We start from the raw sequence: 26,068 nt of genomic DNA on the forward strand, positions 1-26,068 counted from the left end.
GTCTCACCGCTACCACGCTAGGCGATGGATAGCGCTATGCCGTCCAGGATGTCGTGCTCGCTGACCACGAGTTCACCCAACCCGGCCCGCTCGGCCAGCACGCGGGTCAGTTCCTGCACGATGATCGCCCCACCCGGGATCACATCGGCGCGGCCCTCGTGCATCGGCCCCAGCGCCAGGCGTTGCTCGGCGGTCATCTCCAACAGATCCGCGCAGACCGCCAGCAGATCGCTGAAACCCGTCCGGGACAGATGAATCGCCGCCGGATCGTAGACCGGCAGCCGGTGCGCCAGCGCGGCCAGCGTGGTGAAGGTGCCCGCCACGCCCACCCAAGTGTGGGCGGCACCGACCTCGACCACCGACAGCGCCTCGGCGAGGCGTTCGCGCACCACCGCCCGTGCGGCGTCGATCTCGGCGGCCGTCGGTGGATCCGAATGCAGGCAGCGCTCCTTGATCCGCACGCAACCGATATCCGCGGAGAAGGCGGCGGTGACGCCCGCGTCCGTGCCGAGCACCAGTTCGGTGGATCCACCACCGAGGTCGACCACGACGAAAGGTGCAGCGCCGGCGTCGAGTTCGCCGACCGCCCCGCGGAAGGACAACTGTGCCTCTTCGGTACCGGTGATCACCTCGGCGACCGCGCCGGGCGCCACCGAACCCAGCAGCCGCGCGGTCATCGCGAAGAACTCGTCGCGGTTGCCGGCATCGCGGGCAGCCGAGGTCGCCACCATGCGGACCCCGCCCACCCCGTGCTCGCGCATCAGGTCAACGTAATCAGAGAGCGCGGACTCGGTGCGCGCCAAGGCTTCCGGTGCGAACTCACCGGTGGCGTCCACACCTTGGCCCAGCCGCACGATGCGCATCTCGCGATGCACATCCCGTAGCCGTCCGTCCGCACTTGGTTCGGCGATCAGCAGACGAATCGAATTGGTACCGCAGTCGACCGCGCCGACCCTCATCGCCACACCGCGCTGTCCAGAATTCCCGCCATCGCGGGTTCGGCGGCCAGCAGCGCGAGCGCCTCGTCGCCGAACGGGTTCACCCCGGGCCCCTTGGCCAGCGAGTGCGCCATCACCACGTGCAGGCACTTGACCCGGTCGGGCATACCACCGCCGGTGAACGTCGTGCCCAGTGGCTCGATGGCATCGCGTTCGGCGAGGAAGGACTCGTGGGCGCGCAGGTAGGCCGCGGCCAGATCGGGGTCCTGGGCCAGCCGATCGGTCATCTCCCGCATCAGCCCGGAGGACTCCAGCCGGCTCGCCGCGGCCGTGAGCACCGGGTGGGTCAGGTAGTACAGCGTCGGGAAGGGAGTGCCGTCGGGCAATCTCGGCGACGTCTTCACCACGGCCGGTTCGCCGTTGGGGCAGCGGTATGCGATCTCCAGGACGCCGCGCGGCTCACGGCCGAGTTGCTGCGCGACGGCGTCCAGATCGGCCTGGTCAACCACCGGCGGGTGCGGGGCTCGGCGGGGCCTCGCCCGGTGCGGGCGCCGGCGTGATCACCGGCGAAACCCCATGCGGGGCATCGGCAATCGTGTGCCACAGCGACGTGTACCACGGGTCACTGGATACCACCTCCGGGGCATCGGGTCCTGTCACCGGCGGGGCGGCCGCACCCGGAGGCAGCTGCACCTGGTACGGAATATCGCCCGGCATCACGAAGCCCAGCCGTTCCCGGGCCTGGGCCGCGATGAAGACCGGATCGGCCAGCTTGATCTTCTGCTGTTCCAGATCCGCGATCTGCGAACGCAACTGTGCTTCCACGGTTTTCAACTGATTCATCTCGGTTCGCTGGGCAAAATAGGTGCGCACCGGGCCGGCGATGGTCAGCGTGAGCACGCACACCACGGCGGCGAGGATCGCCGCTCGCCGCGCCGCCGAGCCGAAACGCTGATCGGACTGCTGCTCGGAGGATTCGGCAACCGACCTGCGGATCGCCTCGGCGACGGTGTCCGGTCCCGAATCCGGTGCGGCGGCACCGGTTTCCAGCTCATCCGCCTCCCGAGCCTGACGGCCCTCCCGGCTCTCGATGGCGCGCGGCTCCCGCCGCGACGCCGCGCGCGGACGGCCCGCTCCGCCCGCCTTGCCCGGCCTGGGGGCAGGGCCGCGGCGGCGCGGATCGGGCCGTTTCGCGTCGGGCATGCAGCGTCTTACTTACTCTCCACCGCGAAGCGCGGGAAGGCGAGGTCACCGGCGTAACGGGCGGCGTCGCCGAGGGCTTCCTCGATACGCAGCAGCTGGTTGTACTTGGCCACCCGCTCACTGCGGGCCGGCGCACCGGTCTTGATCTGACCGCTGCCCACCGCGACCGCAAGATCGGCGATGGTGGTGTCTTCGGTCTCACCGGAGCGGTGGCTCATCATGGTGCGGTAGCCGCTGTTGTGGGCCAGCGCAACGGCATCCAGCGTCTCGGTCAACGTGCCGATCTGGTTGACCTTCACCAGCAGCGCGTTGGCGGCGCCCTTGTCGATGCCCTCCTCCAGGCGCTCGGGGTTGGTGACGAACAGATCGTCACCGACCAGCTGCACCCGATCGCCGATGGCGGCGGTCAGCGCCACCCAACCCTCCCAGTCGTCCTCGGACAACGGGTCCTCGATGGAGACCAGCGGGTACGCGTCGAGCAGGCCGGCGTAGAACTCGGCCATCTGCTCGGCGGTGCGGGTCTCCTTCTCGAAGGCGTACCCGGTGCCCTCGGTGTGGAACTCGGTGGCGGCCACATCCAGGGCCAGTGCGATCTCGGTGCCGACCTTGAAGCCCGCTGCCTCGATGGCGCTGCCGATCAGGTCCAGCGCGGCCTTGGTGCCCGGCAGATCCGGGGCGAAACCACCCTCGTCACCGAGACCGGTGGACAGGCCCTGCTTCTTGAGCACCGACTTCAGCGAGTGATACACCTCCGCACCCCAGCGCAGCGACTCCTTGAAGGTGGCCGCACCGATGGGCGCGATCATGAACTCCTGGACGTCGACCCCGGTGTCGGCGTGCGCGCCGCCGTTGATGATGTTCATCATCGGCACCGGGAGGATGTGGGCGTTGGGGCCGCCGACGTAGCGGAACAGCGGCAGACCGGCCGACTCGGCGGCGCCGCGCGCCACCGCCAGCGAAACACCAAGGATGGCGTTGGCGCCGAGGCGCGACTTGTCCGGCGTGCCGTCCAGGTCCAGCAGCGCCTGGTCGACGAGGCGCTGGTCGTCGGCGGAGAGCCCGATGACCGCCGGGGCGATCTCGTCGAGCACGGCCTCCACGGCCTTCTCGACGCCCTTGCCGCCGTAGCGGCTGCCGCCGTCGCGCAGTTCCACAGCCTCGTGCTCGCCGGTCGAGGCGCCCGAGGGCACCGCGGCCCGGGCGATCGTTCCGTCGATCAGGGCCACCTCGACCTCGACGGTCGGGTTACCACGCGAATCGAGGATCTCGCGGGCTCCGACCTGTTCGATGATGGGCACGGGCTCCTCCTTGTGAAGACAGAATCTCTCTTGGGTGTGATCTTGTGCTCATAAGAGCCTAGAGGTTGCGCCGCGGCGCGGCGTGCTCAGCGTGGGTGACGCTCGGCGTAGGCGGTGGCCCAGTCCCGCACGCTGCGCGCGTACTGGTTGGACAGGTTGTAGGCGCGCAACGCCTCCATCCAGCCCCGCGGGGTGGACAGGTCCTTGCCCCGCCAGCACAGATAGCCCGCCGCCGACAGCGCGGCATCGTCGAAGTTGTCCGGGCTGATGACGCCGTCGTTGTTGGCGTCCACCCCGTACAACCGCCAGGTTTCCGGGATGAACTGCATGGGGCCCATCGCCCGGTCCAGGTTCGGGTCCCCGTCCAGCACGCCGTTGTCGGTGTCCAGGATCTGCATGTTGCCCAGGGTGCCGTCCAGCTGGACGCCGCGGATCGGTGGGCGCACGTCGCCCTTGGGCGCGATGGCCGCGCCCTGATAGGTGCCGTGATGGCTCTCCACCATCCCGATGCCGGCCAGCGTCGTCCAGGCCAGGTTGCACTTGGGATTGACCACCTGGGCGACCCGCGCCGCATAGGCGTAGGCCTCCAGCGCCTTGGCCGGGATACCGATGGCGGGCGCCAGCTCGGCGGCCCAGTCGCTGAGCTGGTCGGCGGGCCGCCCGGGCGCGTTGGTGTCGATCTCGGGGACCGGCGCACCACGCGGCGGCGGCACCCCGTCCGGGATCGGACTACCGGTCTGGAAAGAGCAGCTGGAGGCCAGCAGCAGCAGTGTCGCGGTCAGCACCGCGGCCACCCGCCACCAACGAACCCGTCGGGTCTGCACGTCGGGTGCCGGCGGGGGATCCTCGACGGTGGCGGGGACGGTCGGCGCCGGGCGCGACACACTCCCTACGTCGGACAAGGCTCTCCCTCAAACCACCGGTGACTGGGGCCGATATCCCCCGATCAAGAGTAACGGTGGCGCCGACCGACAACCCTGAACACGCGATTCGCGTCCGATAACCGAGGTATGCCTATCCAATCCTTGTCGAACGGGTACTGTGCTGGCATTCACTAGAGGAGGATCGATGGGACGGCATTTCGCCTGGCAGATACCGGTTGTCGCGACAGCACTCATTCTCAGCGGGTGTTCGAGCAATGGCGCGGACAGCGGCACGGAGGCTTCGACCTCGAGTGCCGCGTCGGGCGCGTCGGCAACCAGCTCGGCCGCTGCCGCACCCAATCCGCTGACCGAGAAGGCCGCCGCCGAGTACAAGGCGTACGCCATCGCCCAGATCGACGAGCTGGTCACCGCCGTCAAGGTGTTCACCGATGCCGTGCGGGCCGGTGACCTCAAGGCCGCCCAGGACGCCTACGCCCCGTCGCGCATGCCGTGGGAGCGCATCGAGCCGCTGGCCGGGCTGGTCGAGGAGATCGACGGCAAGATCGACGCCCGCGTCGATGACTTCGCCGGTGTCGACGACCCCGGGTTCACCGGCTGGCACCGTCTGGAGTACCTGCTGTTCGAGAAGAACACCACCGAGGGCGGCGCCCCGTTCGCCGACCAGCTCGACGCCGACGTCGCCGCGCTCAAGGAGCAGTTCCCCGCGGTCGACGTGAAGCCGGTCGACGTGTCCACCGGTGCCGCCGAACTGATCGAAGAGGTCTCCGAGGGCAAGATCACCGGCGAAGAGGACCGCTACGCCAAGACCGACCTGTGGGATTTCGACGCCAACCTGCAGGGTGCCCGCGACGCCGTCGGCAAGCTGAACCCGGCCCTGGTCGAAGCCGACCCGGCACTGCTCGGCAAGATCGAGGCGGGGCTGAACTCGGTGTTCGAGACGCTGCGCCCGCTGCGCCGCGGTGACGGCTGGGTGCTGTTCTGCACCGAGAACGACCCCTACCCGTCCGCGCGCTGCCCCGAGGTCACCGTGACCCCGGATGTGATCGACACCCTCAAATCCGAACTGGCCGGTCTGTCGGAGAACCTCTCGCAGGTCTCGGGAGTACTGAAGCTGCAGTGACGCAACGCTCACCACGCCGTGGGATCTCCCGCCGCGGATTCGTCGCGGGCGCGTTGGGCACCGGTGCCGCGGTGGGAGCGGGGGCACTGGCGGGTTGTTCGTCCGACGCGCCCGCCCCCGGGAGTTCCCGCACGCAACGGTTCATCGATTTCGAGGGCCCACACCAGGCCGGGATCACCGCGTTACCCATTCCCGAGCAGGGACTCATCGCGTCGTTCAACGTGCACGCCCGCGACCGTGCCGAGCTGGCGTCCACGCTGCGGGAGCTGACCGACGAGATCCGCGGGCTGATGGCCGGAAAGCCACCGGAGACAAGGGATCCCGCCTATCCCCCGGTCGACTCCGGAATCCTCGGCGAGAAGCCGCCGGCGGACAACCTGTCGATCGTCGTCGGTGTCGGAGCCTCGTTGTTCGACGATCGCTTCGGGCTGGCCGACCGCAAACCCCGCGAGCTGGTCACCATGCCGTTTTTGGCCAATGACCGGCTCGATCCCAAGCTCTCGCACGGCGACATCTCGGTGATCTTCGAGTCCGGCCACAACGACACCATGCAGTTCGCGTTGCGGCAGTTGATGCGGCGCACCCGCAGCGATCTGGTGTTGCGTTGGATGGTCGACGGCTACGCCCGCGGTATCGGCGCGGGGCGCGCCGCCGTCGCCTCCGACAAGGACGCCGCCACCCCGCGAAACCTGCTGGGGTTCAAGGACGGCACGTCCAACCTGGACGTGGCCGATCCCGCGGTGATGGACCGCCACGTGTGGGTGGGCGCCGACGACGACGAACCCGAGTGGGCCACCGGCGGGACCTACCAGGCCGTGCGCATCATCCGGAACTTCGTCGAGTTCTGGGACCGCACCCAGCTCGTCGAGCAGGAGGCTCTGATCGGGCGGGCGAAGGTCAGCGGCGCGCCGCTCGGCATGTCCGGGGAGTTCGACGACCCGGATTTCGCCGCCGACCCCGACGGACTCCGGATCAAGCTCAACGCCCACATCCGGCTGGCCAACCCGCGCACCCCGGAGACCGAAAAGAACCTCATCCTGCGGCGCGGCTTCAACTATTCGCGCGGATTCGACGCAGCCGGCCGCCTCGACCAGGGACTGGCGTTCGTCGCCTACCAGCGCAGCCTGCGCGACGGCTTCCTCGCGGTGCAGGAGCGGCTCAACGGCGAACCACTGGAGGAGTACATCCTGCCGGTGGGCGGCGGGTTCTTCTTCGTGCTGCCGGGCGTGACCGGGCACGACCGGTTCCTCGGCGACGCGCTCGTCGGCTGACGTCTTGGCTCGCCGAAACAGCATTCCAGACGGCAAAGTTCGAGGCAGATTCATACGGTCACTGCAACATCCGGTGGTGTGAGGAGTTGCTGAATGACCAGTGGTCGGCGGTTCGGGTCTGAGGTTCGGCGTGAGTTCTATGACCGGGTCTGTGCCGGTGCGCCGGTCAAGCACGCCGCGGTGGAATTGGGCGTGTCGTTTCAGGCCGGCTATCAATGGTGGCGCAAAGCTGGCGCGATGCGACTCTCAACGGCAAGGGCAAGTTAGGGCTGGCCGAACCAGGTGATCTGACCCGAGCCGGCGGGCCGGGCCGGCGACTCAGTTTCACCGAACGCGTGGCGATCATGCGGGGCCTCGACGCGGGATTGAGCTATGCCGCGATCGGGGCGCAGCTAGGCCGGGACCGCTCGGTCATCTGGCGCGAGGTCACCCGCCACCGCACCGCCGACGGGGACTACCACGCCCAACTGGCCCATGCCCGGGCTGCTCGGGCGGCGCGGCGGCCCAAAGCGTTCAAACTCGCCAATCCTCACCTGTGCGCGGCGGTGGAGGCCTGGATGGACGACGGGTGGAGTCCCAAGCTGATCGCCGAGGTGTTGGCCCGCGATCACCCCGGTGACAAGCTGGCACGAGTGAGCCATGAGACCATCTACCGCAGCCTGTATGTGCAGACTCGTGGCCAACTCCGCGCTGATCTGCACAAATGCTTGTCCACCCGACGCGCGGCGCGCAAACCGCGCGGGCAGGCCGAACGGCGCAGCCGCTTCGACGACGTGCTGCGCATCAGTCAGCGGCCCGCCGAAGCCGCCGACCGGGCCGTGCCCGGGCATTGGGAGGGTGATCTGATCGTCGGCGCCCGGGGAACCAGCGCGATCGGCACCCTGGTCGAACGCAGCACCCGGTTCACCATCTTGTTGCACCTGCCCGTCGACCACAGCGCCGCTGCCGTCGCCGCAGCGATGCTCGCCGCGATGGGCGAGTTGCCCGATCATCTGCGCCGCTCGATCGCCTGGGATCGGGGCAGCGAGATGGCCCACTGGCAAGACATCTCACTGCAGCTGCAAGCCCCGGTGTATTTCTGCGACCCACACTCCCCGTGGCAGCGCGGCAGCAACGAGAACACCAATCGGCTGCTGCGCCACTGGTTCGAAAAGGGCACCGATCTGAGCGGCTACACCAAAGCCGACCTGCAAGCCATCGCCGACAAACTCAACACCCGACCACGCCCCACCCTCGACCTCGACACCCCAGCACAACGCATGGCCGCCCTCATTAGCCAAGCGGCCTAACCGTTGTCATGACCACTTGACTTTGCCCGAGTGCACGCCGTCTGGAATGCTGTTTCGGCGGGGTGTGGTCAGGCGGGCCAGTGGCTGCGCCACTCGGCGGGGCTTATCGGCTCCGAAGGGGTCTCCCCGATGGGGTCGCCGCCCCGGGCGGTCTTGACGGCTCGCTCGGCCCGGCGGACGGCGTCGATGAACTCCAGGGTGGCTGTGCGCAGGGTGTTCTCGGCGTCGGACTCCACGCCGATCCGCACCTCCCGCAAAGAGTCCGGGATCAGCTCCTCGGGGATGCCGGCCCCGGCGCAGCGTTCGAGCACCTTCTGCGTCAGCGCCAGCGCGGGCTGACCGGTCGGCACGTCGTCCATGCAGGAATCGCGCACCTTCTCGCTGCGTTTGCGCTCCTCCCACTGGGCGAGCTGTTCCTCCAGGGACACCGACTGTCCGGCGAGCACTCCGGCGGCGCGATTGCCCAGTTTGCGTACCAGCGCATCGGCGACATCGTCGATACCGAACGGGTGCGCCGGCGCGTCCTCGGCGATGCGGGCATGAAAAAGCACCTGCAACAACACATCTCCGAGTTCCTCGCGCAGTTCCTCGGCGTCCCCGCCACGCACCGCGTCGAACAGCTCGTAGGTCTCCTCCAGCAGGTAGCGGCGCAGCGAATCGTGCGTCTGCTCGCTCTCCCACGGGCCGTCGGTACGCAGCTTGTCCATCACCGCGACGGCATCGACCAACCGCTCACCGGCCTGCGGCGCGGGCGCGGCGATCAGCTGCTCACCGGCGGCCAGCCGGGATGCCACGGCGGGATGTTCGGGATCCGAGGACAACAGCACCGGGGCGGGATCACCGTCGTATTCCGGGCGCGCCGAGGGCAACGACCACGGCACCTTGATCGGCATCTCCTCGGTGTACTGCACGTCGCCGACGAGCAGGGCGACGGCCTCCACCGGAACCAGCGAGGGCCGGCGCGGGTCGACCAGAACGACCGTCATTGCGCGCCGCCCATCGCGGTGATGTCCACATCGCCCGCCGGCCGGCCGTCCAGCGCCAGCAGCAGACCCGCAACCGCCTGCAGCAGTTCCAGATCGCGGATGCGCGGCGCGCCCACCCCGGAACCGGCCCGCGGGATCGGGACCTGCACCGTGGACGTCGTGGCCCGGTACGCCGAACCGGGATAGACCCGCTTGAGCCGCATCTGCCCGGAATCCAGCAGAGTCAGCGGGGCGACCTTCAGGGTGGCGTCGGACACGGTGGCCACCTCGGTCACCCCGTACTCGCGGCACAGCAGCCGCAGCCGGGCCACCGCGATCAGCCGTTGCGCCGGCTCGGGCAGCGGGCCGTACCGGTCGTTGAGCTCCTCGATGACCCGGTCCACCGCGGCACCGTCGGCGGCCGCGGCCAGCCTGCGGTAGGCCTCCAGCCGCAGCCGGTCGCTACCGATGTACTCGGGCGGGAAGTGCGCGTCCACCGGTAGATCGATGCGCACATCCTTGGGTTCCTCGACGGCGCTGACGGTCTTCCCGTCGACGGCGGCCCGGTACGCCTCGACGGCCTCACCCACCAGCCGCACGTAGAGATCGAACCCGACACCGGCGACGTGACCGGACTGTTCGGCACCCAGCACGTTGCCGGCACCGCGAATCTCCAAGTCCTTCATGGCAACCGCCATGCCGGCGCCGAGCTCATTGTTCTGCGCGATGGTGGCCAGCCGGTCGTGCGCGGTCTCGGTCAGCGGCACCTCCGGCGGATACAGGAAGTACGCGTACCCGCGCTCGCGACTGCGCCCGACCCGGCCCCGCAACTGGTGCAGCTGGGACAGGCCGAAGGTGTCGGCGCGTTCCACGATCAGCGTGTTGGCGTTCGAGATGTCCAGGCCGGTCTCGACGATGGTGGTGCAGACCAGGATGTCGTAGTCGCGGTTCCAGAAGCCCTCGACGGTCTTCTCCAGGGTCTCCTCGTTCATCTGACCGTGCGCCACCACCACGCGCGCCTCGGGCACCATCGCCTGCACCCGCGCCGCGGCCTGATCGATCGAGCGGACCCGGTTGTGGATGTAGAACGCCTGCCCGTCGCGCAGCAGTTCACGGCGCAGCGCCGCGGCCACCTGCTTGTCATCGTGCGGGCCGACGTAGGTGAGCACCGGGAAGCGTTCCTCGGGCGGGGTGAGAATGGTGGACATCTCGCGGATGCCGGCCAGGCTCATCTCCAGGGTGCGCGGGATCGGGGTGGCGCTCATGGTCAGCACGTCGACATGGGTGCGCAGGCTCTTGATGTGTTCCTTGTGCTCGACACCGAAGCGCTGTTCCTCGTCGACGATCACCAGGCCGAGGTCCTTCCAGCGCACCGCGGTCTGCAGCAGCCGGTGGGTGCCGATCACGATATCGACGGACCCGTCGGCCATTCCGTCGAGGGTCGCCTTCGAATCGGCCGGATCGGTGAACCGGGACAGGCCCTTCACGGTGACCGGGAAACCCGCCGTGCGGGCGGTGAACGTCTGCAGATGCTGATCGGCCAGCAGCGTCGTCGGCACCAGCACCGCCACCTGTTTACCGTCCTGCACCGCCTTGAACGCCGCCCGCACCGCGATCTCGGTCTTGCCGTAGCCGACGTCACCGCAGATCACCCGGTCCATCGGGACCGGCTTTTCCATATCGGCCTTGACCTCGGTGATCGCGGTCAACTGATCCATGGTCTCGGTGAAGCCGAAGGCGTCCTCCATCTCGGCCTGCCACGGGGTGTCCGGGCCGAACGCATGACCGGGGGCCGCCTGACGTTTGGCGTACAGCGCGACCAATTCACCGGCGATCTCCCGGACCGCCTTGCGCGCCTTGGTTTTCGTGTTGGTCCAGTCACTGCCGCCGAGACGGCTCAGGGTGGGCGCCTGGCCCCCGACATAGCGGGACAGCTGGTCAAGGGAGTCCATCGGGACGTAGAGCTTGTCGGTGCCACCACCGCGTTTGGCCGATGCGTATTCCAGTACCAGGTATTCGCGGCGTGCGCCGCCGATCACCCGTTCGGTCATCTCGACGAATTTGCCGATGCCGTGCTGATCGTGCACCACCAGGTCACCCGCGGTCAGCGCCAGCGGATCGACGACGTTACGGCGTTTGGCGGCAAGGCGTTTGCCGTCGGTGGCGGCCACTCGGTTACCGGTGAGATCGGTCTCGGTGATGATCACCAGATTGGCGCCGGGGATGACGACACCGTCGTGCAGCGGGCCCTTCAGCACGCCCACCGACCCCGCTGCGGGCGCGGCGCCCGGGTCCAGAAGTGTTGCGGGAGTGTCGGCCTCGGTCAGCTGCTCGACGACGCGCAGCGCGGTGCCGGTGCCCGGGGTGACCACGACGGCGAACCCGCCGGTCGCGACGTGGGCCCGCAGCATCGCGAAGATCTCCTCGAGCCCATTCTGGCTGCGCGCCGACGGCGCCGGGCGCACATCGAGCTCGATCGCCGACTCGTCGTTGAGCTGGCTGAGCGTCCACCAGTGCCCGGCCGCCGCCCGCACCTCGTCGAGCTCCCGGAAGCCGGACCCACCCAGGGATTCGATGTCGACCGGGGCCGCCCCGCCGATGGCGGCCACCGACCAGGACGCCTCCAGGAATTCCCGGCCGGTGCGAATCAGGTCGGCCGCGCGCGACCGCACCTTCTCCGGATCGCAGACCAGCACCGGGGTGCCCTCGGGCAGGTGAGTGGTGAGCAGGGTCAGCGCATCGGGTTGTAGCACCGGTAGCAACGCCTCCATCCCGTCGACCGGGATGCCCTCGGCGAGCTTGGCCAGCATGTCGCCGACCCCGCCGGCCACGGTGTTGTCGGTCTGCGGGCCGGCATCGACGAGTTGCCCGGCGCGTTCCCTGACGGCGTCGCTGAGCAGGATCTCCCGGCACGGGACGGCCACCAGATGGTCGATCTCGATCTCGGTGATGGACCGCTGATCGGCGACGGAGAACATCCGCATCTCGGAGACCTCGTCCCCCCAGAACTCCACCCGCACCGGATGTTCGGCGGTCGGCGGGAAGATGTCGAGGATGCCGCCGCGCACCGCGAACTCGCCGCGCTTGGCCACCATGTCCACCCGGGTGTAGGCCAGCTCGACCAGCCGGGCGATGGTGACGTCGAAATCGGAGTCGGCGCCGACCGTGAGCGTCACCGGCTCGATCTCACCGAGGTCGACCACCATCGGCTGCAGCAGCGACCGGGTGGTGGTGACCACGACGCGCAACGGCGGGCCCAGATGCTCGTCCTCGGGATGCGCGAGCCGGCGCAGCAGCATCATCCGGGCGCCGACGGTCTCCACGCCGGGCGAGAGCCGCTCATGGGGCAGCGTCTCCCAGGACGGGAACAGCGCGACGGCCTCGCCGAAGACGGCCTGCAGTTCGGCGGTCAGGTCGTCGGCCTCGCGGCCGGTGGCGGTCACCACGAGCAGCGGCCCGGTGCGGGCCAGCGCGGCGGCGGCGAACAGTCGGGCACTGGCCGGGCCCACCATCGCCAACGTGTCGGGACGGCCCTGCGCGCGGTCGACCAGATCGGTGAAGGTGGGCGAGCTCAGTGCCAGGTCGACGAGGCCCGCGATCGAATTCTGGACATGAGTGTGCCCCGGTGCGGTCATGATGGGGTCCATCCTAGGCGGCGCCCGACAGTGACGGAGCTCGCGCCGGGGTGCGGTCAGTCCTCCAGCTTCGGATCGGACTCCAGGTGTGTGAGCCCGTTCCAGCACAGGTTGACCACGTGCGCGGCCACCACTTCCTTCGGCGGCTCACGCACGTCGAGCCACCACTGGGCCGTCATCGACACCGATCCGACCAGCGCCTGGGCGTAGAGCGGCGCGAGTTCCGGATCCAGGCCACGCCGGGAGAAGTCCCCGGCCAGGATCGAGGCCACCTGGTTGACGGCATCGTTGAGCAGCGAGGCATAGGTGCCCGAGGTGATGGCCGCCGGCGAATCACGGATGAGGATGCGGAAGCCGTCGGTGTGTTCCTCGACATAAGTCAGCAGGGCCAGGGCCACCCGCTCCACCCGCACCCGGGACCGGTTGTTGGTCAGCGATGCGGTGATCCCGTCGAGCAACGCCGACATCTCGCGGTCCACGACGACCGCGTACAGCCCCTCCTTGCCGCCGAAATGCTCGTAGACCACCGGTTTGGAGACATTCGCGCGTTGGGCGATCTCCTCGATGGAGGTGCCGTCGAAACCGCGCTCGGCGAACAACGACTTGGCGATCTCGATGAGCTGTTGGCGTCGTTCACTGCCGGTCATCCGGGCGCGGGGCGCACGAGTCTCTTTGTCGGGTGCTGCCACGCTTGGAACCCTAGCGGGTTCGACTAGAGTCACGGGTTGATCAGTCCGTCGTGGTGTAATCGGCAGCACCTCTGATTTTGGTTCAGATAGTTCAGGTTCGAGTCCTGGCGACGGAGCGAGGCTTGCCGAGCGACCCTCGGGACGGAGCATCGAGCGAGGCTTGCCGCGCGAGCAGGCAGCACAGATTGCCGAGCGATATCGGAGGAATCCTTGTCAGCCACCGAAACCGCCGTGATCGTGCTGGCCGCCGGGGCCGGCACCCGGATGCGTTCGGCCACCCCCAAGGTGCTGCACCCCCTCGGCGGGCGCAGCATGCTGGCCCACGTCCTGCACGCGCTGACCGCGCTGGCCCCCAGCCACGCGGTGGTCGTCGTCGGGCACGGCCGCGATCGGGTGAACGCCGAGGTCAGCCGGGTCGCCGAGCGCACCAACACCACGATCGGCACCGTGGTCCAGGAGGAGCAACTCGGTACCGGACACGCCGTCGGCGTCGGACTCACCGCGCTGCCCGACGACTTCGCCGGCACCGTGGTCATCACCACCGCCGATGTGCCGTTGCTGGGCGCGGACACCTTGGCGGCGCTCACCGCCGCGCACGAGGGCGCCCAGGCGACCATCCTGACCACCACGTTGGCCGACCCGACCGGCTACGGCCGCATCGTGCGCGACGCCGACGGCGCGGTGGCCGCGATCGTGGAGCAGGCCGACGCCGACGAGACCCAGCGCGCGATCGGGGAGATCAACTCCGGTGTGTACGCCTTCGACGCCGCCGCGTTGCGCTCGGCGCTGACCCGGCTGAGCACCGACAACGCCCAGGGCGAGCTGTACATCACCGATGCGGTGGCCATCCTGCGCGCCGATGGGCACACCGTGCGCGCCCAGCACGTGGCCGACGCCACCCAGGTCTCCGGCGTCAACGACCGCGTCCAGCTCGCCGCCTTGGGCGCCGAGCTGAACCGCCGGATCGTCGAACGCCACCAGCGCGCCGGGGTGACCGTCATCGACCCGGCCACCAGCTGGATCGACGTCGATGTGGAGATCGGGCCCGACACCGTGGTGCATCCGGGCACCCAGCTGCTCGGGACCACCGCGATCGGCTCCGACTGCATCATCGGGCCGCACAGCACGCTGGCCGATGTCGAGGTGGGCGACGGCGCGTCGGTCGTGCGCACCCACGCTCAGCTGGCCGTCATCGGCGCCGGGGCCAGCGTCGGCCCGTTCAGCTATCTGCGCCCCGGCACCCAACTGGGTGCCGACGGCAAGCTCGGCGCCTTCGTCGAGACCAAGAACTCCACCATCGGCGCGGGGACCAAGGTGCCGCACCTGACCTATGTCGGGGACGCCGACATCGGTGAGCACAGCAATATCGGCGCCTCCAGCGTATTCGTCAACTACGACGGAGAATCGAAGCGCCGCACCACAATCGGTTCTCATGTCAGGACCGGTTCGGACACCATGTTCGTGGCCCCGGTGAACGTCGGCGACGGCGCCTACACCGGCGCGGGCACGGTGCTGCGCGACGACGTGCCCCCGGGTGCGCTGGCGGTCTCGGAGAACACCCAACACACCATCGAGGGCTGGGTGCTGCGCAAGCGCCCAGCCAGCGCGTCCGCCGACGCCGCGCGCCGGGCCGGGGCATCCGAACCCGACGCCTGATGTTCGCAATCTGGTAACCCGGGGACGCGGGACGGTTACTGGCCCGTACGATTGGCGCGTAATCGACCCGACTGGCGAAGGCGACAGATGAGCCACGACTGGACCGACAACCGCAAGAACCTGATGCTCTTCTCGGGTCGGGCCCATCCCGAGCTGGCCGAGCAGGTGGCCAAGGAACTCGATGTCCCGGTGACCGCGCAGACCGCGCGGGACTTCGCCAACGGCGAGATCTTCGTCCGTTTCGACGAGTCGGTACGCGGCTGCGACGCGTTCGTGCTGCAGAGCACGCCCGCCCCGTTGAACCAGTGGCTGATGGAACAGCTGCTGATGATCGACGCGCTCAAACGCGGCAGTGCGAAGCGGATCACCGCGATCCTGCCGTTCTACCCGTACGCCCGCCAGGACAAGAAGCACCGCGGACGCGAGCCGATCTCGGCCCGCCTGGTCGCCGATCTGTACAAGACCGCGGGTGCGGACCGCATCGTCACCGTCGATCTGCACACCGACCAGATTCAGGGCTTCTTCGACGGGCCCGTGGACCACATGCGCGCCCAGAAGCTGCTCACCGGCTACATCGCCGAGAACTACGCCGATGACGACAAGGTGGTCGTCTCCCCCGACTCGGGACGCGTCCGGGTGGCCGAGAAATGGGCCGACGCCCTCGGCGGCGTCCCGCTGGCCTTCATTCACAAGACCCGCGACCCGCTGGTGCCCAACCAGGTCAAGTCCAACCGGGTCGTCGGTGAGGTCAAGGGCAAGACCTGCATCCTGACCGACGACATGATCGACACCGGCGGCACCATCGCCGGAGCGGTCAACCTGCTGCGCCAGGACGGCGCCAAGGACGTCATCATCGCCGCCACTCACGGCGTGCTCTCCGACCCGGCCGCGCAGCGTCTGGCCGACTGCGGTGCCCGCGAGGTGATCGTCACCAACACCCTGCCCATCGGCGAGGAGAAGCGGTTCCCGGCGCTCACGGTGCTGTCGATCGCGCCGCTGCTGGCCAACACCATCCGGGCGGTGTTCGACAACGGCTCGGTCACCGGGCTGTTCGACGGATCCGCCTAGGAGCCCGGACATGGCGGCCCGCATCTTGCACAACCCGAAATGCTCGACCTCGCGCAAGACCTTGGAACTGTTGCGCGACAACGGTATCGAGCCGGAGATCGTGCTGTATCTGAAGACGCCGCCGACGCGTGCCGAGCTGCAGACCCTGATCGCCGACGCCGGCATCGAGGTGCGCGGCGCGGTCCGCAAACGCGAATCCTTGTACGGCGAACTGGGTTTGGCCGACGCCTCCGATGACGAGCTGCTCGACGCGATGGCAGCGCATCCGATCCTGATCGAGCGACCGTTCGTGGTCACCGACAAGGGCACCCGGCTGGCGCGCCCGATCGATTCGGTCCACGAGATCTTGTGAGGGCGGCACTTGCGGTGCTGGCGGCCGCGGTGTCGCTGCTGGCCGGCTGCGGCGACGCCACGCCGGACTACCAGTCGCTGCTGTCGACCGCCCCGTCGACGTCGCCTCCCGCCACCTCCGAGGAATCCGTCCCGCTCTCGGCGTATCTGGAGGGCGTCGGGGTGAAGGGTCAACCGGTCGCCCCGGAGAAGCTCACCGATCTGACCGTCACGGTCCCGCGGCCCAAGGGCTGGCAGGACTACACCAACACCAACCTGGCACCGGGCACCCGGGTGATCGCCGATGGCGAGACCTACCCGACGGCGATGCTGATGGTGTTCACCCTGGACGGGGATTTCGACACCGCCGAGGCCCTCAAGCACGCCGACGTCGACGCCGAAGTGTCGGAGAACTTCAAGAAGCTCAACGGTTCTCGCGAGGACTTCAAGGGATTCCCTTCGTCGATGATCGAGGGCACCTATGACCTCAACGGGCAGCGCATGCAGGCCTACAACCGCATCGTGTTCGCCACCGGGAAGATGCCCGACAAGCCGGCGCCCGGGCAGCTCGAACCGAAGGCACAGAAGTACCTGGTGCAGCTGACCATCACCAGCTTCGCCGATGACGCGGAAGCCAAGGGCGCGGCGATCGAGCAGATCATCTCCGGGTTCAACGTCGCGGCCAAGTAGATACCCTGGCCACCATGAGTTCATGGACCGCCGCAGATCTGCCCTCGTTCGCCGGCCGTCGCGTCATCGTCACCGGGGCCAACAGCGGGCTGGGACTGATCACCGCCCGCGAACTGGCCCGGGCCGGCGCCTCGGTGGTGCTCGCCGTCCGCAACACCGACAAGGGCCATGACGCCGCCGCCACCATGACCGGCGATGTCGAGGTCCGTCGGCTCGACTTGGCGGACCTGGCCTCGGTGCGTACCTTCGCCGGGCAGACCGACACGGTGGATGTCCTGGTCAACAACGCCGGCATCATGGCCGTGCCGTACGCCCAGACCGCCGACGGATTCGAGAGCCAGATCGGCACCAATCACCTCGGGCATTTCGCGCTGACCAACCTGCTGCTGCCCAAGATCACCGACCGGGTGGTGACGGTGTCCTCGGTGATGCACCTGCTCGGCGTCATCAGCCTCAAGGACCTGAACTGGCGTTCGCGGCCGTACTCGGCATGGCTGGCCTACGGGCAGTCCAAGCTGGCCAACCTGCTGTTCACCAGCGAGTTGCAGCGCAAACTGGCCGCCGCCGGTTCACCGGTACGCGCCGTGGCCGCCCATCCCGGCTACTCGGCGACCAACCTGCAGGGCCAGACCGGCAACCCCACCGGGGATCGGTTTTGGAAGGCCGCCAACAGGGTCGCCACCGATGCCGATTTCGGGGCCCGCCAGACGCTGTACGCGGTGGCCGCGGACGTCCCCGGGGACAGTTTCATCGGCCCGCGGTTCGGCATGCGCGGACCGACCGGCCTCAGCCCGCGCAGCCCGCTGGCTCGCAACACCCGGACCGCGGCCGCCCTGTGGGCGCTGTCCGCCCAGCTCACCGGTACCGAATTTCAGATCTGAGGCGACGGTGGGCTACCCTGATGCCGATCACGGCGAGGGTGGCCCGGCCACCGTTATCGACGGGAACTTGTCTGTTCTTCCCTGGCCGTGCGATTTCCCTCACCGGCACAGGAGTAAGAACACATGGCCAAGAACTCGGCCCCCAACAAGCTGACCGCGACCGTGCGCACCCGCACCGGTAAGGGCGCCTCGCGCCAGGCCCGCCGCGACGGCAACATCCCCACCGTGCTCTACGGCCACGGCACCGATCCGCAGCACCTGGAGCTCAACGCCCGCGACTTCGCGGCCGTAATGCGCCACTCCGGCACCAACGCCATCCTCACCCTGGACATCGAGGGCACCGAGCAGCTGGCCCTGACCAAGGCGCTGGACATCCACCCGGTGCGCCGCAACATCCAGCATGTGGACCTGCTCGTGGTGAAGCGTGGCGAAAAGGTGCACGTCGACGTCAACGTGCTCGTCGAGGGCGAGGCCGCCCCGGGCACCCTGGTCACCCAGGACGCGAACACGATCGCCATCGAGGCCGAGGCGATGTCCATCCCCGAGCAGGTCACGGTGTCGGTCGAGGGCGCCACGGCGGGCACCCAGATCACCGCGGGTCAGCTGGAGCTGCCCAAGGGTGTCAGCCTGACCGTCGATCCCGAGACCCTGGTGGTCAACGTCGTCGCGGCGCCGACCGCCGAGGACCTGGAGAGCGAGGGCGCCGGCGAGGCCGACGCCGCCGCGGCACCGGCCGAGGAAGCCGCCGACGGCGATGCCTCCGAGGGCGAAGCCGCCGAGTAACGGCGTGCTTCTTCCGAACTGATGGCCGAACCGTTGTTGGTGGTCGGCCTGGGCAATCCCGGGCCGAACTACGCCAAAACCAGGCACAACCTTGGTTTCATGGTCGCCGACATCCTGGCCGCGCGCATCGGTTCGGGGTTCAAGGTGCACAAGAAGTCCGGTGCCGAGGTGACCACAGGTCGCCTCGGCAACCGGGCCGTCGTGCTCGCCAAGCCGCGGGTCTACATGAACGAGTCGGGCCGCCAGGTCGGCCCGCTGGCGAAGTTCTATTCGGTGGCGCCCGCCGATGTCGTGGTGTTGCACGACGAACTCGATATCGACTTCGGGCGGATCCGGCTCAAGCTCGGCGGCGGCGAGGGCGGTCACAACGGCCTGCGCTCGGTGGCCGCGGCACTGGGCACCAAGGAGTTCCAGCGGGTCCGCGTCGGGGTGGGCCGCCCGCCCGGGCGCAAGGACCCGGCGGCCTACGTGCTGGAGAATTTCTCGGCCGCCGAACGCCCGGAGGTCCCCACCATCTGCGAGCAGGCCGCCGACGCCACCGAACTGCTTCTTGAGCAGGGCCTGGAGGCCGCGCAGAACACCGTCCACGCCTGGTAGCCGGACCCGCTCAGGCCGGTTCGACGCGCTTGGCGGCTGCGAATTCCCCACGGATGAGCCAGATTCCGAGCGCGAGCACCGCACCCACCTCGAACGCGACAATCCCGCGTTCGACGATTCCGAGCGGGATGATGCGATACCAGCGCAGGTCGGTGAGCATGCCGATGACGATGGCGCCGAACAGCACCGACAGCCAGGCCAGCGAACCGTAGGCCAGCCAGACCGCGGGCCGGGCCTGCCGGTGCCGGCGGGCGATGACCAGCACCGCGGCCGGCAGCGACACGAAGGCCAGCAGGGTGGCCAGCCGGTGGATCGACCCGCTGGTGCTCGGTCCGATCTCCCAGTTGTGTTTCGGGAACGCGGCCACCCCGACCAGGCCGATCACCCACAGCGACAACAGGATCGACCCGACCGACAGCGGAGCCAGCACGCCCGCGCGGATCAACCCGACCAGCAACAGCATCGAGCCGACGGCCAGCGCCAGCACGCCGGTGAGGAAGGCCCAGCCACCCGCGGTGTAGACGTACTCGGAGATGGTCGCCATCCGCAGTGTGCGACCGGGCCGGTGCGATTCGCCGCCGAGGACGGCGTCCAAGGCCAAGATGGCGACCACCGAGGTGGCCGCCCCCAGCACCGCGATCCAGCCGCACAACGCGTGAGAAGCACGGTCCATCACACCAGGGTAGGGACGCCCCCGATGTCGGCCTACCAGGACAGGATGATGCCCGACCTGTTGTTGCCGCGCGGGATGGACTCGGCCACGTTGGGCGCCCGGGTTCCCGGCACCGCCTTGATGGACACGCTGCCGTTGGTCTGGCATCGGGTGACACTGCCCGCGTCCTGACAGGTCGGCACGGCGTTGGCCGCCGGCGCCGAGATGAGGGCCGCCGCGACGGCACTGCCGACGAACAACACCGCCGGATACTTCGCGTAATGGGTCACGACACCTTCTCCCGCCGAGAATCGGCTGCTGGCAAGGACACTCACGGGCAGGACGACGCCAGCACTCGGGCGGCGGGGTCGAGTGCCACACCCGCCCGGGTGGCGTTGGCGAAGGCATCCTCACGTGCGGCCGCGATGGTCCCGCCGGCACCGCCGGCGACCAGGCCGCTGCCGTCATCGGCCCCCACCGTCACGACACAGAAGACGTCGTTGGTGACCTCGTCGCTGCTGCACTGGTCGGCCCCGGCACCCTGACAGAGCGACACCACGTTGGCCGCGGCCACCTCGTTGGTGGGCCCGGTTGCCGTATAGCCGACCAGCAGGCCGTCCACCAGACCGGAACCGACGGCCCTGGACAGGTCGGTGTCCTCGACGACCCCGCCCGGACCTCCGGCCCAGGCCGCCGCCGCGCAGAGCATCGCCGCGGCAACACCGACGGCAGAGAGCGCGCTCACCGTGACCGTAGAACGTCCGCGCAGCACAAAGCCTCCTCTATTGACGACCGCGTCAGCGCGGATCACCAGGAGGAATGTACCCCGTCGCGGGAGAAGGTGCCGGGCGTCGGAAGGATTGGCGAGAAAGAGGGTCAGCCGGTGACCAGTGCCACCGAGTTGGCTCGGCGCAGCTTGCCCGACGGCGTCTTCGGGATGGTGCCCGGGCCGAGCACGACGACGTTGCGGGGGCGCACGTCCACCTCGGTCACCACTTCGTGGGCGACCTGGTGCTCGATGCGGCGCACCGCGGCCGGATCCTGGTAGGCGTTGGATTCGACTGCCACGGCGAACGTTTCGCGAGAATGGCCGGCGTCCAGGCGCACCGCGACGGCGCAGCCGGGGCGCACCCCTTCGACGCGGCCGGCGGCCCGCTCGATATCGGTCGGGTAGATGTTGCGTCCGGCCATGATGATGACGTCCTTGACCCGGCCGCACACGACGATGTTGCCCTCGTCGGTGATGTAGCCGAGGTCGCCGGTGTCATACCAGCCGTTCTCGTCCTGGGTCGGCAGGAAACCCGCCATCGTGATGTAGCCCGGGGTGACGGATTCGCCACGCAGCTGGATGACACCGACACCGCGGGCCGGCAGCACGGCGCCGTCCTCGTCGACGATGCGGGCTTCCAGATCGTTGAGCAGTGGGCCCAGCGACGCCAGCCGGCGGGTGTTGCCCTTACTGGACGGCACCGCGCGGCGCAGCGCGGCCAGCAGGTCGGCGTCGACCTCGTCGACCACCAGGCCGGCGTTGCACGGTGAGAAGGACACCGCGAGACAGGTCTCGGCCATGCCGTAGGCGGGCAGGATCGCCGACGCCGGCAGACCGAACGGCTTACCCGCGTCGATCAGGTCCTCGACATCGGCGGGCTCCACCGGCTCGGCGCCCGAGAGCGCGAACCGCAGGGTGGACAGATCGAACTCGCCCGGCTTGGCTTGGCGGCGCAGCCGCTTGGCGAACAGCGCGTAGGCGAAGTTCGGGGCCGCCGTCATGGTGCCCTTGTACTTGTCGATGAGCTTGGCCCACAGCAGGGTGTCGCGCAGGAAGTCCATCGGGGTGACCTTCACCAGCTCGGCACCGAAGTACATCGGGATGGTGAGGAAGCCGACCATGCCCATGTCGTGGAAGCAGGGCAGCCAGCTGACCATGACGTCGGTGTTGACGTCGTACTGGGCGCCGATGAACATGGCCTCGGCGTTGGAGTAGATGTTGCGGTGCGTGATCTGCACGGCCTTCGGGGAACCCGTCGAGCCGCTCGTCAGCTGCATCAGCGCCAGATCGTCCTCGCCGGTCTCGACCGGGTCGATCGGGTCGGCGGCCAGCAGGTCGGCCACCTTGAGGACCTTGATGCCCTTTTCCTCGAGCACCGGGATGGCGACGATGAAAGGCTCGGAGACGATCACGGCCTTGAGTTCGATCATGCCGATGACGGTCATGGTGTCCTCGGCCCACACGACAAGGTCGGTGCGCGGGGTCGGCTGGTGCAGCATGGTGAGGCTGCCGCCGCGCATCCACACGCCCTGGGCGGTCGGTGCGATCTCGACCGGGAAACCGGCCAGCACGCCGACGGCATCGCCGGGGCCGATACCGGCCGCTGCCAATCCACCGGCCACCCGGCGGGCCCGCTCGTGCACCTCGGCCCAGGTGTGGCGGACCGGCTCGTACGGCTCGCCGGTGACCATGCCCCGGGTGCTCTCTTGGGCGCTGCGGTACATCTTGTCGGTGAATCGGCTCACGACGACCTCCTCGGTGTCTGGGCCGGGTCACGTGCGACGTCGGCGCCAGTTTCCTTGCGCGTTTCCCTATGTTCCGCCTGCTAGTGCACTCTTCGAGAGAGGCGCGCACACACAATTGGGAAGCAGTTGTGTCTCAAATCGGTGATGGCCTGCCGCTAACTCACGAGATCGGGCTGCGGTTTTCCACCGGAGCCCATCTTAAAGAACCCTTAAGTAACTGCCAAACGCTCGGGCCGATCGAGACATGTGTCACAACCCGGGAAGGTTTGGTTCAGCGCGCCGGGTCCGGCACCACACGGGCCCCGTGCACCGGCCCGCCGGCCACCCGCACGGTGCGGCACACGCCGGCTCCCGACAGCGCGGTGCCCACGTCGACGGCGTCGGACTCCGAAGCGCACAGGAAGGCGCAGGTGGGCCCGGACCCGGACACGATGCCGGCCAGCGCCCCGGCGTCGCGGCCGGCCCGCAGCGTGCGGCGCAGGTCCGACCGCAGGCTCAGCGCGGCGGGCTGCAGGTCATTGCCCAGCAGTGCGGCCAGCTCGTGCGGGTCACCGGACGCCAACGCGGCCAGCACCGGCTCGGCATCCTCCAGCCGGGGCGGCCCACCCCGGTCGGGGGTCTCGCGCAACCGGTCGATCTCGGCGAACACGGCGGGTGTGGACAGTCCCTCGTGGGCGAAGGCCAGCACCCAGTGGAAGGTGCTGCGGGCCAGTACGGTCGCGAGTTCCTCCCCGCGGCCGGTACCCAACGCCGTACCGCCGTGCAGGGCGAAGGGCACATCGCTGCCGAGTTCGGCCGCCAGCGCATGCAGATCGCGCCGGGGCACCCCCAGCTCCCACAGCTGGTTCATGGCCACCAGCACCGCCGCGGCATCTCCGCTGCCGCCGGCCATACCCCCGGCCACCGGGATCGACTTGACGATGGAGATCGCCACATCCGGTGCGCGGCCGACGTGAGCGGCCAGCAGCTCGGCGGCCCGCCACGCCAGGTTGCGCTCGTCGGTCGGTAGCGCCTCGGACCCCTCGCCGGACATCCGCAGCGTGAGCCGCTCGGCGTCGCGCACGGTGACGTCGTCGAACAACGAAACGGCATGGAACACCGTGGTGAGTTCGTGATAGCCGTCGGCACGGCGATCCCCGACCGCCAGGTACAGATTGACCTTGCCGGGGACGCGCACCGTGACCGAACCGGTGGGCACCCACTCGGTTGCGATATCGCCGTCTGATGCAGACACCGCACGACACTACCGCCACGCGCAGAACCGAGCGTTCAGGCGCTGAGATACCCCTCGTCAGATCCCGCCGCCGATGGCCAGACTAATGTTTGCCGGCGCAGTGTGTCAAGGATCACAATGAGATGGCCGGGAATGCCATTTTGCGCGATAACGGTCGTCATTGCTGATCGGCCGCGAAGCGGACCGGGGACCGACAGACTTTGCCAGCGGTCAGCTGCGAGCCGGGTCGACCGCACGCTCGGATTCACGCACGGCGGGCTCCGGCGCGGGGGCCGGCGGCGGCGCCAATTCGCCCGACCGCTGCAACAACCGGACGAAGTCCTTGATGGCCAACGTCTCGCCGCGGCGCGCCGGATCGATGCTCGCCGCCAGCAGGCGCTCGGCCGATTCGTTGCCGGACCCGGCCCACTCGGCGAACGCATTGCGTGACGTCTTGCGGCGCTGCGCGAAACCGATGTCGATCAGCTCGAAGACCTGCTCGCGGAACGCCGCGTCGGTCGGCCACTCGGACTTCTCGTACCGGTCGATGCGGACCAGACCGGAGTAGACCCGCGGGATCGGCCAGAACACCGTCGGCGAGACCATGCCGTAGCGGCGCACCTCGCCGTAGAAACGCACCTTGGCGCTCGGCACCCCGTAATCCTTGCCACCGGGCTCGGCGGCGAGTCGTTCGGCGACCTCGGCCTGCACCATGACCATCACCGTCTTGATGGACGGGAACTCGGCCAGCAGATGCAACAGCGCCGGGACCGCGATGTTGTAGGGCAGGTTGGCGACCAGCGCGGTGGGCAGCTCGTCGATATCGTCGGCCTTGAGCGTCAGGATGTCCTGGTTGAGCACCGTCAACCGGCCGATCTCGCTGTGCGAGTGGTTCGCGATGGTCTTGGGCAGCTGCCGGGCCAGCACCGGGTCGATCTCCACCGCGGTCACCCGGGCGCCACGGTCGAGCAGACCCAGCGTCAGGGAGCCGAGGCCGGGGCCGACCTCGATCACCGAGTCCTGCCGATGGACACCGGATGCGGACACGATGCGCCGCACGGTGTTGGCGTCGTGGACGAAGTTCTGTCCAAACGCCTTCCTCGGCCGGAAGTCGATCTCCCGGGCCAGATGCCGTATCTCGGTTCGCCCGAGCAGTCGGATCGTCATGATGACCCCAATCTGGCGCTACATGTCGGCCAGGCACCCCAACCCTGACGTGCCCTCGTCACTTCAGCAATCGCGATCTGTTCTTCGCGAGTCGCCAAATCTGCCCGCTGAGCATAGCGCAAACCGCCTTGCCGCTCCCAGGTGTTTTGGTCAAATTGGACGCCACCGAAATATCCGTTGCCGGTGTTGATAGCCCAGTTACCACCCGATTCACACCCGGCGAGGGCGTCCCAGGTGTGCCCGTTGGTCACCGGCGGAACCTCGGTACCGGGTTTGGTGCCGACCCTCAGCACAGCTTGACGCGCCGGCTGCACGACGACATTGGCTACCGGCAGTCGACCCGTTTCGACCCCGTTGACCTCTGCGATGGCAAACGTCACGTCCTGCAGGCCGGGGGTGCCCGGATCCTCGACGATCTGGCGGCTCTGATTGAGCGTCGGGTCCTCGATGCGGTTGCTGGGCGGGGGCAGCGGAACCTGAGCGGTGACCTTCTCGATCCGGATGCGCGTCACGTCGATGCGCATACCGTCGACCACCGGTGCCGACGGGGCCGGGACCACGGTGTCGCGCTGCTGCAGCGGCGCACCCGCAGCCTCGAGCAGGGCCCCGACGGTGGGGGCGGCCAGCCGGACGGTGCGCAGGGTGCCGCCGTCGTTGAGCTGTACGGTTTTGGCGCTCACCACGGGCAATGACATTCCGGCCAGGGGCAAACGGCTGCCGCGGGAGGCCGCCGCGGGAGCGGTGTCGGTCATCGACAGCTGCGCGAGCGCCTCCTGCACCGTCGACGCGGTGGTCCACACCTCCGTAGTGCCTCGGCCGTCCAGGGAGATTTGCAGGGGGCGGCTGCGACGCAGCACGATCGCATCGGTATCGGCCACGGCGGCGTCGGCGGCCGGGTAGAGATCGTCGCGCTCGCCGACGGTGTAGCCGTTCTCCTCGACGACGTCGATGACCCGCGACTTCATCGTTGCCACGGTGAGCTCGGTGCCGTCGACGGTCAGTGTGACCGTCTTGTGCGAGGTGACCGCGACCGCACCGGCAAACACCAAGGTGAGCAGCAGTGCGCCGACCAACAACCGCAGCGCAGATGACTGCGACTCATGGAGCTTGTTCAAGACATTCACTGATTTGGATCCCTGACTCGAGAGCGCGGCACACGAGCAGTCAGGACGACCGGCCGCATTCGATAACAGGACGGTAACGAAGTTCGGTGGACCGCGCCAAC

General features: G+C 68.7%; 24 protein-coding genes, 1 tRNA gene and 1 pseudogene. 11 read left to right on the forward strand and 15 right to left on the reverse strand.

Annotated elements, in window-relative coordinates; translation table 11 throughout:
- Positions 1-17 precede the first annotated feature (17 nt).
- The 5 genes from A7U43_RS23980 to A7U43_RS24000 all read right to left on the reverse strand — a co-directional run bounded on the left by A7U43_RS23980 (position 18) and on the right by A7U43_RS24000 (position 4,263).
- Positions 18-959 carry a Ppx/GppA phosphatase family protein gene (locus tag A7U43_RS23980; RefSeq protein WP_068003627.1) on the reverse strand — a complete coding sequence of 314 codons (942 nt, stop codon included), beginning with the start codon at positions 957-959 and terminating at the stop codon, positions 18-20.
- The gene (locus tag A7U43_RS23985) at positions 956-1,447 is read right to left on the reverse strand and encodes a DUF501 domain-containing protein (protein WP_068000011.1); all 492 of its coding nucleotides are present in this window, start codon (positions 1,445-1,447) and stop codon (positions 956-958) included. The genes A7U43_RS23980 and A7U43_RS23985 overlap by 4 nt, the downstream gene beginning before the upstream one ends.
- Positions 1,440-2,141 (reverse strand): FtsB family cell division protein, encoded by a 702-nt coding sequence (locus tag A7U43_RS23990; RefSeq protein WP_068000013.1) that lies wholly within the window; start codon positions 2,139-2,141, stop codon positions 1,440-1,442. Before A7U43_RS23990 ends, A7U43_RS23985 begins: the two co-directional genes overlap by 8 nt.
- A gap of 8 nt (positions 2,142-2,149) precedes the next feature.
- On the reverse strand, positions 2,150-3,439 hold the full coding sequence (gene eno, locus A7U43_RS23995; RefSeq protein ID WP_068000015.1) for a phosphopyruvate hydratase: 1,290 nt from the start codon (positions 3,437-3,439) through the stop codon (positions 2,150-2,152).
- Between the two features lie 86 nt (positions 3,440-3,525).
- The gene (locus A7U43_RS24000) at positions 3,526-4,263 is read right to left on the reverse strand and encodes a lytic transglycosylase domain-containing protein (protein WP_068003631.1); all 738 of its coding nucleotides are present in this window, start codon (positions 4,261-4,263) and stop codon (positions 3,526-3,528) included.
- Positions 4,264-4,507: 244 nt separating this feature from the next.
- On the opposite strand from A7U43_RS24000, the gene A7U43_RS24005 reads away from it, so the two are divergent.
- From A7U43_RS24005 to A7U43_RS24015, 3 genes and pseudogenes are all read left to right on the forward strand, one after another.
- Complete coding sequence (locus A7U43_RS24005; protein ID WP_068000017.1) at positions 4,508-5,443, forward strand: EfeM/EfeO family lipoprotein; 936 nt, start codon at positions 4,508-4,510, stop codon at positions 5,441-5,443.
- Positions 5,440-6,714 (forward strand): Dyp-type peroxidase, encoded by a 1,275-nt coding sequence (locus tag A7U43_RS24010; RefSeq protein WP_068000019.1) that lies wholly within the window; start codon positions 5,440-5,442, stop codon positions 6,712-6,714. Before A7U43_RS24005 ends, A7U43_RS24010 begins: the two co-directional genes overlap by 4 nt.
- A 93-nt stretch (positions 6,715-6,807) precedes the next feature.
- Positions 6,808-8,003 (forward strand): annotated as a pseudogene (locus A7U43_RS24015) (IS30 family transposase).
- 68 nt (positions 8,004-8,071) lie between these two features.
- On the opposite strand, the gene A7U43_RS24020 reads toward A7U43_RS24015, so the two are convergent.
- Genes A7U43_RS24020 through A7U43_RS24030 form a run of 3 tightly spaced genes read right to left on the reverse strand, consistent with a single transcriptional unit; the run spans position 8,072 to position 13,250 of the window.
- Positions 8,072-8,989 (reverse strand): nucleoside triphosphate pyrophosphohydrolase, encoded by a 918-nt coding sequence (locus A7U43_RS24020; RefSeq protein WP_068000021.1) that lies wholly within the window; start codon positions 8,987-8,989, stop codon positions 8,072-8,074.
- The gene (mfd, locus tag A7U43_RS24025; RefSeq protein ID WP_068003636.1) at positions 8,986-12,603 is read right to left on the reverse strand and encodes a transcription-repair coupling factor; all 3,618 of its coding nucleotides are present in this window, start codon (positions 12,601-12,603) and stop codon (positions 8,986-8,988) included. The genes A7U43_RS24020 and mfd overlap by 4 nt, the downstream gene beginning before the upstream one ends.
- Before the next feature lie 56 nt (positions 12,604-12,659).
- Complete coding sequence (locus A7U43_RS24030) at positions 12,660-13,250, reverse strand: TetR/AcrR family transcriptional regulator (protein ID WP_068000023.1); 591 nt, start codon at positions 13,248-13,250, stop codon at positions 12,660-12,662.
- Positions 13,251-13,336: 86 nt separating this feature from the next.
- Between A7U43_RS24030 and A7U43_RS24035 the strand changes: the two genes are divergently transcribed.
- From A7U43_RS24035 to pth, 8 genes are all read left to right on the forward strand, one after another.
- Positions 13,337-13,408, forward strand: a tRNA-Gln gene (locus A7U43_RS24035).
- A 148-nt stretch (positions 13,409-13,556) separates the two neighbouring features.
- Entirely contained in the window at positions 13,557-14,948 is a 1,392-nt protein-coding gene (glmU, locus tag A7U43_RS24040) for a bifunctional UDP-N-acetylglucosamine diphosphorylase/glucosamine-1-phosphate N-acetyltransferase GlmU (protein ID WP_068003640.1), read from the forward strand.
- Positions 14,949-15,035: 87 nt separating this feature from the next.
- Entirely contained in the window at positions 15,036-16,016 is a 981-nt protein-coding gene (locus tag A7U43_RS24045; RefSeq protein WP_068000026.1) for a ribose-phosphate diphosphokinase, read from the forward strand.
- Between the two features lie 10 nt (positions 16,017-16,026).
- Positions 16,027-16,368 carry an arsenate reductase (glutaredoxin) gene (arsC, locus tag A7U43_RS24050; protein WP_068000027.1) on the forward strand — a complete coding sequence of 114 codons (342 nt, stop codon included), beginning with the start codon at positions 16,027-16,029 and terminating at the stop codon, positions 16,366-16,368.
- A complete protein-coding gene (locus A7U43_RS24055; protein ID WP_068000028.1) occupies positions 16,365-17,036 on the forward strand; it encodes an LpqN/LpqT family lipoprotein in 672 nt (223 codons plus the stop codon). The genes arsC and A7U43_RS24055 overlap by 4 nt, the downstream gene beginning before the upstream one ends.
- 14 nt (positions 17,037-17,050) lie before the next feature.
- On the forward strand, positions 17,051-17,917 hold the full coding sequence (locus A7U43_RS24060; RefSeq protein WP_068000029.1) for an oxidoreductase: 867 nt from the start codon (positions 17,051-17,053) through the stop codon (positions 17,915-17,917).
- 123 nt (positions 17,918-18,040) lie between these two features.
- Positions 18,041-18,700: a 50S ribosomal protein L25/general stress protein Ctc gene (locus A7U43_RS24065; protein ID WP_068000033.1), complete on the forward strand. Its 660-nt coding sequence runs from the start codon at positions 18,041-18,043 to the stop codon at positions 18,698-18,700.
- A gap of 21 nt (positions 18,701-18,721) precedes the next feature.
- Positions 18,722-19,297 carry an aminoacyl-tRNA hydrolase gene (gene pth / locus A7U43_RS24070; RefSeq protein ID WP_068000035.1) on the forward strand — a complete coding sequence of 192 codons (576 nt, stop codon included), beginning with the start codon at positions 18,722-18,724 and terminating at the stop codon, positions 19,295-19,297.
- Between the two features lie 10 nt (positions 19,298-19,307).
- Here pth and A7U43_RS24075 read toward each other — a convergent pair whose 3' ends face one another.
- The 7 genes from A7U43_RS24075 to A7U43_RS24105 form a co-directional block, all read right to left on the reverse strand.
- Positions 19,308-19,970 (reverse strand): DUF998 domain-containing protein, encoded by a 663-nt coding sequence (locus tag A7U43_RS24075; RefSeq protein ID WP_068000037.1) that lies wholly within the window; start codon positions 19,968-19,970, stop codon positions 19,308-19,310.
- 32 nt (positions 19,971-20,002) lie between these two features.
- On the reverse strand, positions 20,003-20,239 hold the full coding sequence (locus A7U43_RS24080; protein WP_068000040.1) for a hypothetical protein: 237 nt from the start codon (positions 20,237-20,239) through the stop codon (positions 20,003-20,005).
- Positions 20,240-20,280: 41 nt separating this feature from the next.
- Positions 20,281-20,760, reverse strand: a complete 480-nt coding sequence (locus A7U43_RS24085; RefSeq protein WP_231963450.1) for a hypothetical protein — start codon at positions 20,758-20,760, stop codon at positions 20,281-20,283.
- Positions 20,761-20,825: 65 nt separating this feature from the next.
- Positions 20,826-22,463, reverse strand: coding sequence for a fatty acyl-AMP ligase (locus A7U43_RS24090; protein ID WP_068000042.1), 1,638 nt, complete (start codon positions 22,461-22,463; stop codon positions 20,826-20,828).
- 271 nt (positions 22,464-22,734) lie between these two features.
- A complete protein-coding gene (locus A7U43_RS24095; protein WP_068000043.1) occupies positions 22,735-23,697 on the reverse strand; it encodes a 4-(cytidine 5'-diphospho)-2-C-methyl-D-erythritol kinase in 963 nt (320 codons plus the stop codon).
- Positions 23,698-23,907: 210 nt separating this feature from the next.
- Positions 23,908-24,843 (reverse strand): 16S rRNA (adenine(1518)-N(6)/adenine(1519)-N(6))-dimethyltransferase RsmA, encoded by a 936-nt coding sequence (gene rsmA / locus A7U43_RS24100; protein WP_068000044.1) that lies wholly within the window; start codon positions 24,841-24,843, stop codon positions 23,908-23,910.
- Positions 24,840-25,967: a resuscitation-promoting factor gene (locus A7U43_RS24105; protein WP_068000045.1), complete on the reverse strand. Its 1,128-nt coding sequence runs from the start codon at positions 25,965-25,967 to the stop codon at positions 24,840-24,842. Before A7U43_RS24105 ends, rsmA begins: the two co-directional genes overlap by 4 nt.
- Positions 25,968-26,068: the final 101 nt, after the last annotated feature.

It is taken from the genome of Mycobacterium adipatum (assembly GCF_001644575.1).
GTDB classification, from domain to species: domain Bacteria; phylum Actinomycetota; class Actinomycetes; order Mycobacteriales; family Mycobacteriaceae; genus Mycobacterium; species Mycobacterium adipatum.